The sequence below is a fragment of the Roseovarius amoyensis genome, assembly GCF_003260265.1.
In the GTDB taxonomy this organism is placed as follows: Bacteria; Pseudomonadota; Alphaproteobacteria; order Rhodobacterales; family Rhodobacteraceae; genus Roseovarius; species Roseovarius amoyensis.
Window position 1 is genome coordinate 1 of the sequence record NZ_QITQ01000070.1, and the last position, 2,561, is coordinate 2,561.

Below are 2,561 nucleotides of genomic sequence, written 5' to 3' on the forward strand. Positions count from 1 at the left end.
CGCTCATGAAGCCAAGCGAGGTCATGTAGGCGAAATCCGCGATCCCAGCCGCCAGCAACGCGGTGGAACTTGTATCGGAATAGGGCAGGATTTCCACGTCCAGCCTGGCCTCGTCGTACAGGCCGCGGTCGCGGGCAACGATCAGGCCCACATGGTTGGTGTTCAGAGTCCAGTCGAGCGCGATGCTCACCTTTTCCTGCGCCTCGGCGGCAGCAGGCAGGGTCAGGCAGGCGGCAAAAAGCAGGGGTCGGATCATGGAATCATTCCTTCAGCAGCAGGGTTTTCAGGGTTGTGTGGATCTCGGCCATCGCGGCTTCGCTGCGCTGGTCGCGGGGGATGTTGATCGGAATATCGGCGGCCAGCGGGCCGGGGCGGGCCGGCATGACGAGGATGCGGTCTGCCATGTGGGCTGCTTCATGCAGATCGTGGGTGACCATCAGCACGCCACGGGGGGTCTCGGCGAGCCGCGCGCAGAGCCAGTCCTGCATCCTGAGCCGCGTGACGGCATCGAGCGCCGAGAACGGCTCATCCAGCAGCACGAAGCGACTGTCCTGCACCATGGTGCGCAGAAAGGCCGCGCGCTGGCGCATGCCGCCGGAAACCTGATCGGGGTAAAGGTCTTCGCAGCCGGCAAGGCCGAAGGGCGCAAACAGCGGCGCAACCTGTCGCCGCGCGGCCCGGCGCGGCACCCCGGCGATTTCCAGCCCGAGCGCGGCGTTCGCGGCGATGGTCAGCCAGGGAAACAGCGCGTCGCTCTGCGGTTGGTAGCTGATGGCCGGATGCGGGCGCGCGACGGGCGCGTTGTCCAACTCGATTGCGCCGCCGGCCTCGATATCGACCGGCAGAATACCGGCCAGCCATTTCAACACGGATGTCTTGCCGCAGCCCGAAGGGCCGATCAGACAGGTGATTCGGCCCCGGCGCAGCGCGCAGGATAAATCGGTGACCAGCGCCCGTGATCCGGCCCGGATCGTCAGTCCCTCAACCTGCAGCATCACGCCCCCTCTCATGGCCGCGCGCCGTGAGCCGCTCGATCAGGCGCAGGGTTCCGAGCATCAAAAGCGTGAGGGCCGCCGAGACGACGACGGCGGCAAGCACCAGATCGGCACGGAAATTGTTCTTGGCGGTCAGGATGTAGATCCCCAGGCCCTGCCGCGCGCCTGCGTATTCGGCAAAGATGGTGGCGACGATGGCGTAGGTCGCCGAAATCCGCAGCCCGGCGAAGAACGAGGCCCGCGCCACCGGCAGCGTGGCGCGCGCGAATATCCGGCCGCGTCCCGCGCCCATCGAGGTCAGAAGGTCGAGATAGGCCTGCGGCACCTGCTGGTAGCCCGACAGCAGGCTGACCAGCATGGGAAAGAAGGTGACGAGGATGACGAGCAGCACCTTCGGCAACAGGCCGAAGCCGAACCAGAGGATCATCAGCGGCGCGAGCGCCACCAGCGGGATCGTCTGGCTGGCGACGAGCAGCGGCATCAGCCCGCGTTGCAGCCAGGGGTTGAAATGCAAGGCGACCGAGGCACCGAAGGCAAAGATCACCGACAGGCCGAAGCCGATCGTGGCGACCTCGATCGTACTGAACGCATGCGGCCCGATCCTCATCCGCTCGATGACGAGGGAGCGCAGCACATCGCTCGGGGCCGGCAGGACCAGCGCCGAGACTCCACTCGCCATGCAATAAAGCTGCCAGACCAGCAGAAGCGCCAGCGCGATCAGCGCGGTGGGCAGGATATGTCGCAAGAGGCGCATGTAGGCTCCCGCCGCGACCAGAATGCGGCGCAAGGGGTGTCAGGCAAGGCTGGGGCTGTTGGCGGACGCCGTGAGGTCGATTGTGACATGCCCTTCGGCCGGACCGAAACGCAAGAACGCCTGCCGCAGCGTCTCGAACACCGCGCCGGCATCGCCGCGCAACCGCGTGCAGAAGTTCTTGGACCTCAGAAAGGTGCCCGACTCCTTCAAGAATTCGATACAGCCATAGATCTCGTCCATATGCCGGTCCTGGCCAAGCACATAGAGCGAGAACTGGACATCGATGCAGACGCCGAGATCGGGCGCAGCGCTGACCGCTTCCAGCGCCAGCGCCTGACGTTCGGGCAGGCTCTGGTCTTGGGCCTGCACCAGCGTCTCGCAGCGACAGGTTGGGTCGTCGGGCTCGCCCGGACATCCGCGCGACAGGGTGACATGCATGGTGACGTGATTGGGGCCCCGCGCCACGGCGGCAAAGAGATCGCGGATCGCGTCGATGAGCGGACCGGGCGCCCCGACCATGAGCGTCGAGATGTCGTCGGTCTCGATTCGCAAGGCGTTTCTGTGGGGGTTGAGGGCCTCGAGCCCGGTCGTGATGACGTCGACGAAGTCCGACGTCATCGGATAGAGTGAAACTTGCGCGCCTATGAACATCTTCCCTCGCTCCGCCGGCATTATCCGGATCAGCTGTGAAGGGTTCGCGCGGTGTCGCGCATCTCAGCTCCTGAACGGAGCACCCCTGGTACCACCAAAGAGTAACCTGTGGAAACGGAGTGTCAAGCGAGGGCCGGCGCAGAGAGAAATGCTCTTCCGCC

At 65.4% G+C, this 2,561-nt stretch carries 4 protein-coding genes and 1 riboswitch; all 4 genes read right to left on the minus strand.

The window, feature by feature from the left end; translation table 11 throughout:
• Window positions 1-256 (minus strand): ABC transporter substrate-binding protein (locus DL899_RS19155; RefSeq protein WP_162685674.1); only part of this gene is annotated, 256 nt, incomplete at its 3' end.
• Between the two features lie 4 nt (window positions 257-260).
• Window positions 261-995 (minus strand): ABC transporter ATP-binding protein, encoded by a 735-nt coding sequence (locus tag DL899_RS19160; RefSeq protein WP_111735902.1) that lies wholly within the window; start codon window positions 993-995, stop codon window positions 261-263.
• Window positions 982-1,782 carry an ABC transporter permease gene (locus tag DL899_RS19165; protein WP_239494779.1) on the minus strand — a complete coding sequence of 267 codons (801 nt, stop codon included), beginning with the start codon at window positions 1,780-1,782 and terminating at the stop codon, window positions 982-984. Before DL899_RS19165 ends, DL899_RS19160 begins: the two co-directional genes overlap by 14 nt.
• Window positions 1,783-1,788: 6 nt before the next feature.
• A complete protein-coding gene (locus DL899_RS19170; protein ID WP_111735904.1) occupies window positions 1,789-2,400 on the minus strand; it encodes a YkoF family thiamine/hydroxymethylpyrimidine-binding protein in 612 nt (203 codons plus the stop codon).
• Window positions 2,390-2,497: riboswitch (TPP riboswitch) on the minus strand. Its footprint overlaps the gene before it by 11 nt.
• Window positions 2,498-2,561: the final 64 nt, after the last annotated feature.

Bases quoted from the DNA above. Each gene is read 5' to 3' on its own strand.
- DL899_RS19160 (WP_111735902.1), bottom strand. From the start codon at position 995: ATGCTGCAGGTTGAGGGACTGACGATCCGGGCCGGATCACGGGCGCTG.
- DL899_RS19170 (WP_111735904.1), bottom strand. From the start codon at position 2,400: ATGTTCATAGGCGCGCAAGTTTCACTCTATCCGATGACGTCGGACTTC.